General features: G+C 70.9%; 11 protein-coding genes. 10 read left to right on the plus strand and 1 reads right to left on the minus strand.

Annotated elements, in window-relative coordinates; translation table 11 throughout:
* The first annotated feature begins 124 nt into the window (after positions 1–124).
* The 4 genes from GA0070607_RS25565 (at position 125) to GA0070607_RS25580 (ending at position 5355) form a co-directional block, all read left to right on the plus strand.
* A complete protein-coding gene (locus GA0070607_RS25565; protein ID WP_089020451.1) occupies positions 125–1660 on the plus strand; it encodes a flavin-containing monooxygenase in 1536 nt (511 codons plus the stop codon).
* A 219-nt stretch (positions 1661–1879) separates the two neighbouring features.
* Positions 1880–3079 (plus strand): low temperature requirement protein A, encoded by a 1200-nt coding sequence (locus GA0070607_RS25570; RefSeq protein ID WP_089020452.1) that lies wholly within the window; start codon positions 1880–1882, stop codon positions 3077–3079.
* A gap of 197 nt (positions 3080–3276) precedes the next feature.
* Positions 3277–4209, plus strand: a complete 933-nt coding sequence (locus GA0070607_RS25575; protein ID WP_089020453.1) for an acetyltransferase — start codon at positions 3277–3279, stop codon at positions 4207–4209.
* 129 nt (positions 4210–4338) lie between these two features.
* Positions 4339–5355 (plus strand): alpha/beta hydrolase, encoded by a 1017-nt coding sequence (locus tag GA0070607_RS25580; RefSeq protein WP_089020454.1) that lies wholly within the window; start codon positions 4339–4341, stop codon positions 5353–5355.
* A gap of 63 nt (positions 5356–5418) precedes the next feature.
* Here the strand turns inward: GA0070607_RS25580 and GA0070607_RS25585 are convergent, their stop codons facing one another.
* The gene (locus GA0070607_RS25585; RefSeq protein ID WP_089020455.1) at positions 5419–6522 is read right to left on the minus strand and encodes an aldo/keto reductase; all 1104 of its coding nucleotides are present in this window, start codon (positions 6520–6522) and stop codon (positions 5419–5421) included.
* Between the two features lie 134 nt (positions 6523–6656).
* Between GA0070607_RS25585 and GA0070607_RS25590 the strand changes: the two genes are divergently transcribed.
* The 6 genes from GA0070607_RS25590 (at position 6657) to GA0070607_RS25615 (ending at position 13369) form a co-directional block, all read left to right on the plus strand.
* A complete protein-coding gene (locus GA0070607_RS25590) occupies positions 6657–7262 on the plus strand; it encodes a TetR/AcrR family transcriptional regulator (RefSeq protein ID WP_089020456.1) in 606 nt (201 codons plus the stop codon).
* A gap of 193 nt (positions 7263–7455) precedes the next feature.
* A complete protein-coding gene (locus GA0070607_RS25595; RefSeq protein WP_089020457.1) occupies positions 7456–9111 on the plus strand; it encodes an ABC-F family ATP-binding cassette domain-containing protein in 1656 nt (551 codons plus the stop codon).
* 66 nt (positions 9112–9177) lie between these two features.
* Positions 9178–10269, plus strand: a complete 1092-nt coding sequence (locus GA0070607_RS25600) for a LacI family DNA-binding transcriptional regulator (RefSeq protein WP_231930353.1) — start codon at positions 9178–9180, stop codon at positions 10267–10269.
* Positions 10266–11201, plus strand: a complete 936-nt coding sequence (locus GA0070607_RS25605; RefSeq protein ID WP_089020459.1) for a carbohydrate ABC transporter permease — start codon at positions 10266–10268, stop codon at positions 11199–11201. Before GA0070607_RS25600 ends, GA0070607_RS25605 begins: the two co-directional genes overlap by 4 nt.
* 1 nt (position 11202) lies before the next feature.
* Positions 11203–12042: a carbohydrate ABC transporter permease gene (locus tag GA0070607_RS25610; protein ID WP_089020460.1), complete on the plus strand. Its 840-nt coding sequence runs from the start codon at positions 11203–11205 to the stop codon at positions 12040–12042.
* Between the two features lie 34 nt (positions 12043–12076).
* Positions 12077–13369, plus strand: coding sequence for an ABC transporter substrate-binding protein (locus tag GA0070607_RS25615; protein ID WP_089020461.1), 1293 nt, complete (start codon positions 12077–12079; stop codon positions 13367–13369).
* Position 13370: the final 1 nt, after the last annotated feature.

The following is a 13370-nucleotide window of genomic DNA, read 5'->3' on the forward strand; positions in this document are numbered from 1 at the left end:
GCGGACACACCTCGCGCGCGGCGGATAGCGGACCGTGCGCCGTGCCCGTTAGCGTGCTGACACCGCCGGCGCCCCTGCTGCCGCGGTACCTCGCCAGCGGGTCACACACTCTCCGGAGGCTGCCATGAGGATCGCCGTCGTCGGCGCTGGATTCGCCGGTCTGAGCGCAGCGAAGGTGCTGCGGCAGAGTGGCTTCGACGTCACAGTGTTCGACAAGGCGCCCGACGTCGGCGGGGTGTGGAGCCGTACCCGTCGTTACCCCGGCCTGCGTACCCAGAACGACAAGGGCACCTACCACCTCTCCGACCTCCCGATGCCCGCGCACTACCCGCAGTGGCCCACGGGCGGGCAGGTCCAGCAGTACCTGGAGAGCTACGTGGAGATGTTCGGGCTCGGCGCCGTCCTGCGTCTCTCCACGGAGGTCGTCTCCGCGGCACTCCTGGACGACGAGACCGGCTGGCTGCTCGCGTCGCGCCCGGCGGGTCAGGACCCGGTGACCGTGGAGCGGTACGACCACCTCATCGTCGCCAACGGCATCTTCTCCGATCCTCTCGTCCCGTCCTTCGACGGACGCGAGGACTTCACCGCCGCGGGCGGACGCGTCCTGGCGGCGGGCGATATCCACGACCTCGCGGCGGCCCGGGGAAAGAACGTCCTGGTCGTCGGCTACGGCAAGTCCTCCTGCGACGTGGCGGTCCCCCTGAGCGACGTCGCCGCCCAGACCCACCTCGTCGCCCGAGAGCTGCTCTGGAAGATGCCCAGGAAGCTCGGCAACGCGCTCAACTACAAGTACCTCCTGCTCACCAGGATGGGTGAGGCGCTGTTCCGCTACCTCGAACTGAAGGGCGTCGAGCGGTTCCTGCACGGTCCGGGAGACGGTCTGCGCCGTGCCCTGCTGGACAGCGTCGGGTCGGTCGCGACCCGGCAGCTCAAGCTGCGCCAGCTGGGCCTCGTGCCGAACGGCACCTTCCAGGACATCGCCCGCAGCACCGTCAGCCTCGCCACGGAAGGCTTCTTCGAGCGCGTCGCCGACGGCCGCATCACCGTCCATCGGGACCGGACGATCAGAGAGCTCCTGGTCGACGGCGGTCGACCGGCCGCCCGCCTCGACGACGGCACGGTGCTCGCCGCGGACCTGGTGGTCTGTGGCACCGGTTTCCGGCAGCACGTTCCGTTCTTCGATGACGCGTTGCACGCCCGGCTTCAGGACGCCGCCGGCAACTTCATGCTCTACCGGCAGATCCTGCCGATCGACGTCCCACGCCTGACCTTCGCCGGCTACAACTCCTCGTTCTTCAGCCCGCTGAGCGCGGAGATGGCGGCGGTCTGGACCGCCGCGTACCTGCGGGGCGGGATCGCGCTGCCGCCCCGGGAGCGGATGCGCGAGGAGGTTCACACGCGGGTGGCCTGGATGGCGGCGCGGACCAGCGGGCGGCACGCCCGGGGCACGAACGTCATCCCGTTCTCCATGCACACCATCGACGAGGTGCTCGATGAGCTGGGCCTCAACCTCGGCCGGTTGGCACGGGCCCGACAGTGGTTGTTGCCCGTCGACCCGCGCTCCTACCGGGGGGTGACGCCCCGCATGATCCGGCGTACCGCCGGTGGCGGCGCGACGGGCCGGGTCGAACCGAATCCCGCCCCTCGCGCGGCGCGGTGAGAGGGCTGGACCGTCACCCGGAGGTGTGTTCGCGATAAGCGTCAGAAGCGGGGTAACTACCGGGATAAAATGCCTCATTACCGATGAAGCTGAACCGGTCGGCGAGGAGGCGCGGGGGCGATGGCGGCGGGGCAGATCACCGAGCATCGCTGCCAGGCTTGGCGGCTGGAGGTCCCGGTGCCCGTGCCGGCGGCCCTGGCCGGTAGCTGACCCCCTCCGGTGCTGACCGGCGCAGCGACTCGAGGGCTCGGGGACAGCAGGACCCCGGACCGGGCAACCGTCCTGGAGTTGCTCTTCGACATCGTCTACGTCTTCGCGCTCGCCCGCCTCGCCGGGCGGGTCGCCGACGACCTGACCATCGTCCGGCACGCGCTGCTGTCCGAGGCCGGTCAGACGCTGCTGTTCTTCGCGGCGATGTGGATGATCTGGTCGCTGAACTCCCTGATGGCGAGCACCTACGACCCGCGCCGAGCCGATATCCAGATCGTCCTGCTGGCGACGATGTTCGGCACGCTGGTGCTGGCGGTCACCCTGCCCCAGGCGTTCGGGCAGCGTGGTGTGATCTTCGCCTGCGCGTACGTCCTCATCCAGGTCGGCCGCCCGCTCTACCTGACGTGGGCCCTGCGGGGCCACCCGATGCGAGAGGTCTCGGCCCGGGTGCTGAGCTGGCACGCGGTGTCCGGCGTGCTGTGGATCGGCGGCGGCATCAGCGGGGGGCTCGGCCGCGGCGTCTTCTGGACCGTCGCCCTCTGCATCGAAGTCGTCGGGGCGGCCACCAACTGGCCCGCCCTCGGAATTTCCGGCGCGCGCCGCAGCGCCCTGGCCGGAGTCTCCTACACACACCTCGCCGAGCGGTACAACCAGTTCTTCATGATCGCGCTCGCCGAGGTGGTGCTGGAAGCTGGCATCACCATCAGCTACCCGGGCTTCTCGACCCTGCGGACCATCACCCTCATCGCCGCGTTCGTGGCCGTGGTGGCGTTCTGGCGGATCTACTTCTACCACGTGTATCCAGGTCGGGACACGACCGCCAGCTCGGCCGGAGAGGGGATGCAACTGTCCCGGTGGGCGAGCTTCAGCCTGCTGCTCATCGTCGGTGGCATCATCTGCACAGCGGTCGGCTTCGGGCAGGTCATCGAGGACCCGGATCCACCGATCGACTGGGCGTTGGTGGTCATCATCTTCGGCGGGCCGGTGCTGTTCCTGATCGGGCGGACCTACCTGGAACAGTTGTCCCCCGCCGGGCCGCGCTGCCGGGTGCTGCTGCTCGGCGCGCTGGCGCTGGTCGTCGCGGCGCCGCCCATGGTGTTCCTTCCGCCGATCGCCGCGGTTGTCACTGCCGCGTCGATCCTGGCCGCGATCGCCATCTTCGACGGGTTCGCCCATCGGCGCGGACCGGAAACCAATCCGCCGCTGTAGCCGTTCAATCTGCCCGGCCCCGCCTGGCACGACAGCCCGAGCGCCGTCTTGCGGGCGGCGAGCACCTCGGATAGATTTTCCAGCACGCCGTCGAGCCGGGAGGAGGTCAGAACAATGTCCGATGTTCTGCGCCCCCTCCGCGCCCCGGCGTTTACGCGGATCTGACCCGGGGCGCTCGCTCCCCGGAGGATCAACCTATGACCAACCTGGTCATCCGTCCGCTCGTCGCGGGCGAGGAACACCTGTTCGACTCCATGCCCGATCCGCTTCCCCAACTGCGCAAGGTCGGCTACGCCGACGGGATCACCGGCGGCGGCTACCGACCCGAGACCACCTGGATCGCCCTACGGAGCGGCCGCGTGGTCGCCCGGGCGGCCTGGCTCCTTCCGCCGGGCGCCGTCGGTGCGCCCTGGTTGGAGTGGTTCGACCTGGCCGCCGAGCCGGAGGTGGGCGCCGCACTCCTGCGCGCCGCCCACGAGGCGCTGGGCGGTCCCGGCCTGTACTTCGCCGCCATGCCGGCGCACTGGCGGCGGCGGCCCGAGGTGCTGGCCGTGATGGAGGCGCCGATGGCGGCGGCTCGACTCGTCGGCCTGGTCGAGCAGGGCGAGCGGCTGAGATGCTCGTGGACGGGCACGCCGTTGCCGGCCACTTCCGGGCGGTACGCCTTCCGCCCGGCCGCCGACCCGACCGAGATCAACGCCCTGGTCGCCCGGATCGCCGAGCCGGACGTGCTGACCGGCGTGGAGATAGCCCTGGCGGTCAGCGGCGTCGACCTGGCCACCGACCCGCTGGCCTGGCTGCGGGGTCCTGCGGGGGACTGGCGGATCGCACTGGACGACGGCGTGCCGGTCGGGCTGGTCGGACCAGCGGGCGACGCCTGTTACCCGCTCATCGCCTACCTCGGTCTGCTCGACGAGGCCGTCCGGAGTGAGCTGCTGGTCGAGGCGGTCCGGGTGTTGGCAGCCGGTGGCGCCCGGGAGGTGATCGCCGACGTGGACGCCCACCGGGTGGCGGTGCTGGCGGAGTTGGAACGGACCGGATTCCGACAGCTGCGCTCGCGGGTCGTCTTCGCACCGGCGACCGACACGCCGCCCGAACAGGCGGTCGCCGCCGCCGACCGTCTGGGCTGACTGATCGGGGTACGCCCTGGCGCGACCAGGGCGTACCCCGTACCCACCGCCGCATCGACCGAACTGTCGGTGGGAGGATCTGGCGGTGCCCAAGATCGTTGCCAACCCCTGCCACCAGGCCTGACGTCGATGGACCTGTTCGGTGGGCACCACACCTTCTTCGACTACTGGGTCGCCCTCATCGGCGACGGGCTGACGCTCATCGTGGCGGCGGTCATCGGGCGCCTTCTCTGGCCGTTGGGCCGCAGTGAACCGCGTGGCGCACCTGCGGACCCGCTCGACTTCGCCGCCGCCACCCGCGTCGCCGAGAACATCGTCTCGGCGGAGGCCGCGGATCCGCTGCTCAGGCCGGAGTCACGCAGCCGGTTGCTGAGCCACGGCTCTCGTACCGGTAGGTCGGTGCTGCTGCTGCACGGATACACCCACGCGCCGGACCAGTACGACGAGCTGGCTGAGGAGTTCTTCGCCCGTGGCTACAACGTGTGGGTGCCGCGCGCTCCCCACCACGGCACCGTCGACCGGCGGGCCCATCACCAGGTCGAGGCCGGTGAGCTGACCACGTACGCCGCCGAGTCGCTCACCGTCGCGGCGGGTCTCGGGGACGAGGTCGGTGTCGTGGGGATCTCCGGCGGCGGGGTCCTGGCCGCCTGGCTGGCCCAGGTCCGCGGTGACGTCGTGCGGCGCGTGCTGCTGCTGTCGCCGTTCTTCGGCCCCGACCCTCGTCAGGCGCCGGCGTTCGCCGTCAAGCCGCTCATCCTGCTGTACGGGCGCCGCATCCTGCCCGACCGCGTCACCGCGCGCGGCTACTCCCTGTCCGCGGTCGCCCAGTACCTGGCGATCGCGCGCGGTCTCCCGCGCCGACCACGACGGACCGGTCTGCTGACCGCGGCGGTCGCGATCAGTCCACTCGACGGGGTGGTGGACCGTCGGGCGGCGGTGACGGTGCCGGCCAGGATCGCCGAGGCGAACGCGATCCCTCTGCGGGTCTGCGAGTTGCCGGAGTCGTTGGGCGTCCGCCACGACGTGCTGGACCTCGCCGCGCTCGGCACCGACGGATCCGACCTGCGCCGGCGGTACGTCGAGCTGTACGAGGGAGAGTCCCAGCCCACGTCCGGACTCGCCCGGACGGCCGGCGCGAGCGAGTAGCCGCCGGGCGTCGAGGAGGGCCTGGAGACCGTACTCGAAGGCCCTCCCCATCGTCGTGCTCGTTCAGTTGGCCGGCTGGGCGGCGCCGTTGAACACCGGCGGGGCGTAGCCCGCTGGCTTGTCGCCGATGCCGAGGCCGGGGCTCACGACCCAGGACTGGTACTGCGGGGTGAACATCCCGTAGGGCATCCCGACCTGCGGTGCGCTGGCCTCCTCGAGCCGGCGACGCGCGTCCGCCGGGATCTCGAAGTCGAGCGCACCGAGGTTGCTGTCCAGCTGCTCCGGGCTGCTAGCCCCGATGACCACCGAGGCGACCGCCGGCTGGGTCGCCACCCAGTTGATCGCGACCTGGGCCATGCTGCGCCCCAGCTCCGCCGCCACGCCCTCCAGCGCGTCGATCACCTGCCAGTTCCTGGGATCGATCTCTCGACCCGGGGCGTCGGGGTTGGTCAACCGGCCGGTCCCGCTCATGCCCTCGCCGGTCCGTCGGTACTTGCCGCTGAGGAGGCCGCCGCCGATCGGGCTCCACGCGGTGAGACCCATGCCGAGGCTCTGGGCCATCGAGACGTACTCCGCCTCGATGTCGCGCGCCACCAGGGAGTACGGAAGCTGCACGGTGATCATCGGGGCGAGCCCGTGCGCCTCGGCGTAGCTCTGTGCCCGTGCCGCGTACCAGGCCGGTACGTCGGAGAGTCCGGCGTACCGGATCTTGCCGGCGCGTACCAGGTCGTCGAGGGTGTGCACGACCTCCTCGACCGGCGTGATCCGGTCCCAGGTGTGCAGCAGGTGCAGGTCGATGTAGTCGGTGCCGAGCCGGCGCAGCGAGGCCTCCACGGCCCGCACGATGTGCTTGCGACCGTTGCCGCTGGCGTTCGGGTCGGTCGGGTCGATGGTGTTGGTGGCCTTGCTGGTGAGCATGAGCCGGTCCCGGACACCGGCCCGGTCGATCAGGCGGCCGAGGATGCGTTCGCTCTCACCGGCGGTGTAGAAGTCCGCCGTGTCGATGAGGTTCCCGCCCGCCTCGAGGTAGCGGCGGAAAAGAGGTTCCGCCTCCTGCTCGGTCCTGCCGTACGCGGCGTGGAACCCGTCCACGCCGAAGTTCATCGTGCCCAGCGCCAGTCGGCTCACCCGCAGACCGGACCGCCCGAGCAGGTAGTACTGGTTCATCGTTGCGTCCTCCCGATCGCTCGCCGGCCCGGAGCGGACCGCGTGGCCCAGACTGTTGCTCGGCAGAAATGGACCCGCAAGTCCAAAAGGCGAGCTAGGGTTGGACTGCTGGTCCAGACGAGGACGGAGGTGCCATGAGGCGCGCGTTGACCCGCAAGGGCGAGGCGACCCGGGCGCGGATCGTCGCCGGCGCCGCCGCCGAGATCCGCGAGCGCGGCGTCGACGAGACGCGCCTCGAGGACGTGATGGCCCGCACCGGCACCAGCAAGGGCCAGCTCTTCCACTACTTCCCTGATGGCAAGGACGAGCTGCTGCTCGCCGTGGCCCAGCACGAGGCCGACCAGGTGCTCATCGACCAGGAGCCGATGCTCAGCAACCTGACGTCCTGGCCGGCGTGGCTGGCGTGGCGTAACCGGCTGATCGAGCGCTACCTCGCACAGGGCGTGCAGTGCCCGCTCAACGGTCTGCTCGGCCAGGTGGGCCGGCGTGGGCCGGGCGCGCAGGCGGTGGTGACCGGGCTCATGCGGCGCTGGCAGGAGGCGATCGTCGAGGGCATCCGGCACATGCAGTCGACCGGGGACATCGCCCCCGAGGTCGACGCCGACCGTGCCGCCGCGGCGCTGCTGGCCGGCATCCAGGGCGGCGTCCTGCTGCTGCTCGCCACCGGAAAGATCGACCACCTTGAGGCCACCCTGGACGTCACCATCGACTCCCTTCGGGTGGGTGCCCGCACCGCCTGATCGAGCTATTCTTCCGCCGAGTTGTGGGAGATCGGAGCAAGCGTGGCAGGTGACGACGACATCTCCGGGTGAGAGCCCGGACCGGCCGCCGACGGGCGCGTGATCGCGCCGCCGTCGCCGCGGCCTCTGTCGTCATGCCCTGCTCCCGCCGGGCCGCCTGTGTGCGCCCGGATCTTCTTCTCCGAGGTCCTCCATGTCTACTCGACCCGCCCTCATCGCCCATGACCTCCTGCGCGTCCGGGGTGAACGCCGGGTGCTCGATGGTGTCTCCCTGACCGCCGCGCCCGGCCACCGGATCGGCCTGATCGGCGAGAACGGCACCGGCAAGACGACCCTGTTGCGGGTCCTGGCCGGCGTCGACCAACCCGACTCCGGCACCGTCGCCCGCCCACCGAACCTCGGCTTCCTGCACCAGGAGATGCCCTACGACCCATCCGCGACGCTCGCCGCGATCCTCGACGACGCGCTGCGCGAGGCCCGAGCGGACCTCGCCGAGCTGGACCGGCTCGGCGCCGCGCTGAGCGACGCGCCGGAGGGCGCCGAGCGGCACGCCCAGCTGCTGGCCGCGTACGGCGAGGCCCTGGAACGGGCACAGGACCGTGACGCCTGGGACGCCGACCGGCGTGGCGTGACGGTGCTCGCCGGCCTCGGACTCGGCGAGATGGCACACGATCGGACGCTGAGCGAACTGTCCGGTGGGCAGCGTGGTCGCCTCGCGCTGGCCGCGATGCTGATCCGCCGGCCGGACGCATTGCTGCTCGACGAGCCCACCAACCATCTCGACGACGCGGCGGCGGCGTTCTGCGAGGACCAACTCCGCGCGATGCCCGGAGTGGTCGTGGTGGCGAGCCACGACCGGGCGTTCCTGGACGCGGTGTGCACCGACGTCATCGATCTGGACCCGGCGGTCGAGGGTCCGGTCCGCTACGGCGGTGGCTACAGCGCATATCTGGCGCAGAAACGGGCCGAGGCCGAGCGTTGGCGCCGGCGCTACGACGACGAGCAGGTGCGGCTCGCCGACCTGCGGCAGGCCGCCGCTGTGACCGGGCATCAGGTCGCACCCGGTCGCGGCCCCCGCGACAGCGAGAAGATGGGGTACGGGCACACCGCCGGCCGGGTGCAGAACCAGATCTCCCGCCGCGTCCGCGACGCCACCCGCCGGCTGGAGACGCTGGAGCGCGAGCAGGTCGCTGCGCCGCCGGAGCCGTTGCGCTTCCACGCACCTGTTCTCGCCACCGGCGCCGGCGACGACGTCATCGCCACCCTGCGCCAGGTGCGGGTACCCGGCCGGCTGCGGGTGGCGCATCTCGAGGTCACGGCGAGCGACCGGCTGTTGGTGAGCGGCCCGAACGGTGCGGGCAAGTCGACTCTGCTCGCCGTCCTGGCCGGGCGCGTCGGCGGCACCGGCGCCGTCTGGCGGCGGCCGGACCTGCGCGTCGGCCTGCTGGCTCAGGACACCACCTTCGACGATCCGCTGCGCACCGCCCGGGACGTCTTCGGTCGTGCCGTCGGTGCGGAGCGCGCCGAGGCGGTGCCGCTGTCATCGCTCGGACTGCTCGCGCCCGCGGACCTCGACCGAGCGGTGGCGGAGCTGTCGGTCGGCCAGCGTCGTCGGCTCGCCCTCGCGGTGCTCGTCGCCGACCCGCCGGAGTTGCTCCTGCTGGACGAGCCGACCAATCATCTCTCCCCGCGACTCTGTGACGAGCTGGAGGAGGCCCTCGGCACCGGTCCGGGCGCCATCGTCGTCGCCAGCCATGACCGGCGACTCAGGTCCCGCTGGCCGGGTCGCCAGGTCACTCTCGCCGTCGGGCCGTCCACTGTTGGAAACGTTTTCGTAACGAGCCCTTGACCTCTCCGCCACCGGCGGCGCAGACTCCCGGAAACGTTTACAGCTATCCGGGTGGAGGTGCCGAACGTGGGTCGTAAACGTTTACAGGAACCGGCTGACGGCCGGCCCACTGTGCACACGGTCGCCGCCCGCGCCGGTGTCTCCATCGCGTCCGCCTCGCGAGTGCTCAACGGCATCGGCGGCAGCCCGGAGACGATCCGCAAGGTACGCGCCGCGGCGGCCGAGGTGGGCTATGTGCCGAACGCGATCGCCCGTTCGTTGCAGTCCCAGCGCACCGGCCTTGTCGCGCTCGCCGTCGAGGACATCGGCAACCCGGTCTACGTCGAGATGATGCGCGCCATCGAGTCCGTGGTCGCCTCCTCCGGGCGGCAACTGCTGGTGCACGCCACCGGCGGACGGATCGACAACGAGACCGCCCTGCTGCGCCGGCTGGCCAACCGCTACGTGGACGGGATGATCGTCTCGCCGATCCGGGTCACCGACGACCACCTGACCGCGCTGGTGGACAGCCCGGTTCCGGTGGTGGTGGTCGGCCAGCTCGGCGCGGACGCTCCGGTCGACAACGTGCGTACCGACTCGCGGCACGGTGTGGCGCTGGCCGTGGACCACCTCGTCGCCAGCGGCCGGCGCCGTATCGGCTTCGTCAACGGCCCGCTCGACACCGTCCCGGGTACCGCCCGCGACGCCGGCTTCCGGGCCGCCCTGGCGCGACACGACATCCGGCTCGACGAGGACCTGATCGAGGTCGGCGACTTCCAGTACGCCGCCGGCCGGGCCGCCACCGAGCGGCTGCTCGCCCGCACCGACCCGGACGCCCTGGTCTGCGCCAACGACCTCATCGCGGTCGGGGCGCTGCACGCCCTGCTCGCCGCCGGGCGTCGGGTGCCGCAGGACGTCGCCGTCGTCGGCATGGACGACACCGAGCTCGCCCGGATGATGTTTCCCCAGCTCTCCAGCGTCTCGCTCGGGTCCGCCGCGCGTGGTCGCCGGGCGGCCGAGCTGCTCCTGCAACGCATCGCCGACCCGACAGTGCCGCCGCGGCGCGAGCAGGTACCTCCCAGCCTCGCCATCCGCGCGTCCAGTGGCCCGCCGCTGCCGGCACCCCGGCCGGCCGCCCCGGCGACCACCCACCCGACCAGCGAAGGGGTGACCGCATGACCACGCTGGCCGAGCGGCCGGACGTCGAACGGGCCGGACCGGCCCGCCGGCCGAACCGGTTCCGTTCCGACCGGACCACCATCTACCTTCTGCTCCTGCCGTCGCTGCTGCCGATCCTGGTGCTGTCGGTGTTTCCGCTGCTGCGCGGCATCTATCTCGGCTTCACCGACGCCCGGGCCGGGCGCAACGTCGAGGTGTCCTTCACCGGCCTGGCCAACTACCGCGAACTCCTCGGCGACGAGCTGTTCTGGAACTCGTTCAAGATCGGTCTGCTCTGGGCGGTCGGGGTGACGGTGCTCCAGTTCCTGCTCGCCCTCGGGCTGGCCCTGCTGCTCAACCAGCAGTTGCGTTTCCGGGGTGTGGCCCGGGTGCTGGCCGTGGTGCCGTGGGCGATGCCGCCGGTCGTGGTCGGCATCCTCTGGAAGCTCGTCTACCACCCGGACGCCGGCCTGCTCAACGAGTTCTTCCACCGGGTCGGCGCCGACGGGCTGCGGACCAACTGGCTCGGCGACTTCAGCACGGCACTGCCCGCCGTGATCCTCGTCGGGGTCTGGGCCGGTATGCCGCAGACCACCGTCGTCCTGCTCGCCGGCCTCCAGGGGGTGGGCCGCGAGCTGCACGAGGCCGCCGCGGTGGACGGGGCCAGCACGTGGCACCGGTTCCGGCACGTCACGCTGCCCGCCCTGGCCCCGGTGATCGTGGCGATCACGTCGCTGGACTTCATCTGGAACTTCAACTCGTTCGGGCTGGTGTACGTGCTGACCGCGGGCGGGCCGGGCGGCAAGACCATGCTGCCGATGCTCTTCGCCTACGAGGAGGCGTTCCGCTACGGCAACTACGGCTACGCCGCCGCGCTCGGCAACGTGATGGTCGTGCTCATCATCGCGCTGCTCGCCGTCTATCTCCGGCGCCGGCTGAGGGAGGCGAACTGACATGTTCGGAAAGCCGAGCCGTACCGGGCGGGCGCTGCAGTACCTGGCGCTCCTCGGCTACCTGATCTTCCTCGGATTCCCGCTGATCTGGCTGCTCTCCACGGCCTTCAAGCCGCCGAGGGAGCTGGTGCGGCTGCACCCCACGCTGATCCCGAGCGACCCGACCGTGCAGAACTTCGTCCAGGCCTTCACCGAGCAGGAGCTGGGCCGGGCGGCACTGAACAGCCTCCAGGTCTCGCTGTCCTCGGCGGTGCTGACCGTCCTGGTCGCCATGCCGGCCTCGTACGCGCTGGCCCGGTTCCGCTCCAAGCTCGGCACCGCGGCGTTGGGCTGGGTGCTGCTGTCGCAGCTCTTCCCGTTCGTGCTGCTGATCATCCCGATCTTCCTGGTGCTGCGGCAGGTCGGCCTGGCCAACACGCACGCCGGGCTGGTGCTGATCTACGTGGTCTGGGCGCTGCCGTTCGCGCTGTGGATGCTGCAGGGCTTCGTCCGCAACATTCCTCGCGAGCTGGAGGAGGCCGCCTCGGTGGACGGGGCGAGCCGCGTGCAGGTCCTGCGCCGGGTGGTGTTCCCGTTGCTCGCCCCGGGCCTGGTCGCGACCGCGCTCTTCTCCTTCATCTCGGCCTGGAACGAGTTCTTCTTCGCCCTGGTGCTGATCAAGACGCCCGATCTGGCCACCTTGCCGGTGGCGCTGGCCCGGTTCGTCGGCATCGAGGGCACCGCCCGACTCGGGCCGCTCGCGGCCGGCTCGCTGCTGGCCACCCTGCCCAGCCTGATCTTCTTCGCGTTCATGCAACGCCGGCTCTCGTCCGGGTCGCTCGCCGGCGCGGTCAAGGGCTGAACCGTCCCCCAACCACCACCAAGGAGGTACCCCCATGCTCCGTACCCGATTCCGTCGACTGGCCGCGGCCACCGCGGTCGCGGTCGTCGGCCTCGGCGCGCTCGCCGCGTGCGGTGACGGCGGCGGCGACGAGGCCACGTCCGGCCCGGTCAAACTGCGCTTCCTGAGCCTCGCCTGGCAGAAGGAGTCGCTGCAGGTCAACAAGGACCTCGTCGCCAAGTGGAACGCCGAGCACCCCGACATCCAGGTCGAGTACGTCCAGGGTGACTGGAACTCGGTGCACGACCAGTTGCTGACCTCCTTCGAGGGCGGCGACGCACCGGACATCGTGCACTACGAGGCGTCCTCGATCGGTGAGTTCAGCAAGCAGGGTTACCTGGCCGATCTCTCCGGGCTCGTCTCCGACGACCTCAAGGGTCAGATCGACAAGGGCGTCTGGGACACCGCGACCTTCGACGGCAAGGTCGCAGGTGTGCCGTTCCTGCTGGAGTCGCAGGTCGTCATCGCCAACAAGAAGCTGCTCGACGCCGCCGGCGTCGCGGTGCCGCCGGCCGACGGCGGCTGGACCTGGGACGAGTTCCAGAGCAACGCGCAGAAGCTCACCAAGCCCGGCCAGTACGGCGTGGCCTGGGCGTTGAAGTCGCCGACCAACCGGGTGCTCAACCTGGCGCTCAACTACGACGGGAAGTTCTTCTACACCGACGGTGGGCGCACCGAGGTCAGGGTCGGTGACGCGGAGAAGGAGATCCCGAAGCGGATCCACGACATGATCTACACCGCGAAGTCGGCGTCCCCGGAGGCGCTCGGCATGAGCGGCGCGGACACCCTCCCCGGCTTCTTCGGCGGCAAGTACGCCATGCTGCCCGGCTCGGTGTCGCTGCGTCAGCAGATGGTCGAGCAGGCGCCGGCCGGCTTCGAGTGGGTCACCCTGCCGCCGGTCAAGGGGCTCTCCAGCAAGCAGGCCGCGAACCCGCAGACGCTCTCGGTCTCCGAGGACTCCAAGCACAAGAAGCAGGCCGCGCAGTTCCTCGAGTACTTCCTGAACCCGACCAACATGGCCGCCCTGGCCAAGGGTGACTGGCTGGTTCCGACCGGCAAGCAGGCCAACGAGGAGCTGGTCAAGGTCACCACCGGCAAGCAGGGCTGGGACGTCGCCGCGGACAGCGCCGCGGACCTGACCGTCGCCCCGTTCCAGCAGGCCGACGGCTACCCGGAGTGGAAGACCAAGTACGCCACCCCGGCTCTCCAGCAGTACTTCGCCAACAAGATCACCCTCGATCAGCTCGGTACGCAGTTGGTCGACGGTGGCAAGCAGGTTCTGAGGTAGA

It is taken from the genome of Micromonospora coriariae (assembly GCF_900091455.1).
GTDB classification, from domain to species: Bacteria; Actinomycetota; Actinomycetes; order Mycobacteriales; family Micromonosporaceae; genus Micromonospora; species Micromonospora coriariae.

Coding starts and splice junctions, on each gene's coding strand:
- GA0070607_RS25610 (WP_089020460.1), top strand. CDS start 11,203: ATGTTCGGAAAGCCGAGCCGTACCGGGCGGGCGCTGCAGTACCTGGCG.
- GA0070607_RS25605 (WP_089020459.1), top strand. CDS start 10,266: ATGACCACGCTGGCCGAGCGGCCGGACGTCGAACGGGCCGGACCGGCC.
- GA0070607_RS25580 (WP_089020454.1), top strand. CDS start 4,339: ATGGACCTGTTCGGTGGGCACCACACCTTCTTCGACTACTGGGTCGCC.
- GA0070607_RS25595 (WP_089020457.1), top strand. CDS start 7,456: ATGTCTACTCGACCCGCCCTCATCGCCCATGACCTCCTGCGCGTCCGG.
- GA0070607_RS25615 (WP_089020461.1), top strand. CDS start 12,077: ATGCTCCGTACCCGATTCCGTCGACTGGCCGCGGCCACCGCGGTCGCG.
- GA0070607_RS25575 (WP_089020453.1), top strand. CDS start 3,277: ATGACCAACCTGGTCATCCGTCCGCTCGTCGCGGGCGAGGAACACCTG.
- GA0070607_RS25565 (WP_089020451.1), top strand. CDS start 125: ATGAGGATCGCCGTCGTCGGCGCTGGATTCGCCGGTCTGAGCGCAGCG.
- GA0070607_RS25590 (WP_089020456.1), top strand. CDS start 6,657: ATGAGGCGCGCGTTGACCCGCAAGGGCGAGGCGACCCGGGCGCGGATC.
- GA0070607_RS25585 (WP_089020455.1), bottom strand. CDS start 6,522: ATGAACCAGTACTACCTGCTCGGGCGGTCCGGTCTGCGGGTGAGCCGA.